This window comes from Microbacterium sp. C448, from assembly GCF_000582705.2.
In the GTDB taxonomy this organism is placed as follows: Bacteria; Actinomycetota; Actinomycetes; order Actinomycetales; family Microbacteriaceae; genus Microbacterium; species Microbacterium lacus_A.
The window spans coordinates 1-956 of the sequence record NZ_HG779832.1 but is presented as its reverse complement, the minus strand read 5'-3'; the positions used below and the strand labels follow the sequence as shown (position 1 = coordinate 956).

Annotated in this window: 1 pseudogene; it reads right to left on the bottom strand. The window is 68.5% G+C overall.

Annotated features, from left to right (window positions below):
* Positions 1-546: pseudogene (locus MIC448_RS15950) on the bottom strand (hypothetical protein); the annotation flags it as partial.
* Positions 547-956 lie beyond the last annotated feature (410 nt).

Sequence of the window (956 nt, the reverse complement as noted above, 5' to 3'; positions counted from 1 at the left end):
CTCCACCGCACCCGTCGCGACATCGCGCGTCACACCCAACGCGGCCTCCCCCAACGCCGCGTCGGCGAGCAGCAGAGCGTCGCGGTCGATGCGACCGGATGCCTCGACCAGAACGGACGCCGCAACCACCCCGTCGCTTCCCACCGCCCCAGCGATCATCGCGTCACGAACCGCGGGCAGCGTCGCCGGCAGCCACTCCCCCGACGTCATCGAACGCTCACGGTGCACCACCCCGGCCGCCCGCACGATCGCCCCGGCCGACGCCCCCGACATTCGGGTCGTCCGCTGCACGACCTCCGACACCGAGCCACACCCCGCGCGCGTCGTCATCCGCTCATCCCGCGGACCCTCCGAGCGGCCGCGCACCACATCGGTCGCCTCAACCAAGAACCCCTCGATCCGCCGCAGGATCGATCCCGCAACCGCCATCGCCTCGAGAACGAGAGCATCGGATGCCTCGTGCACAGCATCGCTCGCGAACACCGGCGCGAGGGCCGCGGCGAGGGCAGCATCCACGTCGCGAAGGGCGTCGAGGGCGGGTTTCATGTCTCCATTCTGACGAGGGTCACCGACATTGACGGCCCGCAGAACGGCCAGATCAGGCATCCAAAAGAAACTTGTGGACAACCCCGAAACGCCCCGCCTGTGGAGGAAGGATTGGCTCCGCCTTCCCGTGGCCACCGCTTCCCCGCACACCGCGCGCACAACCGTCGCGAGCGCCCCTTTTCGCGCGAATGCTTGACCGCGGGGACCTCGGTGTGAAGGTAATGGGACTCGGCACGAAAGACACGCACGCCCACGCTCGACCCGAAGAGACTCAGGGCATCATGACGAAGTCGTCCCGCGCGTCCAAACCTTTCCACGCTCGACCCTCTCCCGCGATCGACCCCTCCCGCGCATCCAAGCCGTTCCGCGCGTCCAAAGCCTGAAGCGCCCCAGGTTTGATGCCGCATCCT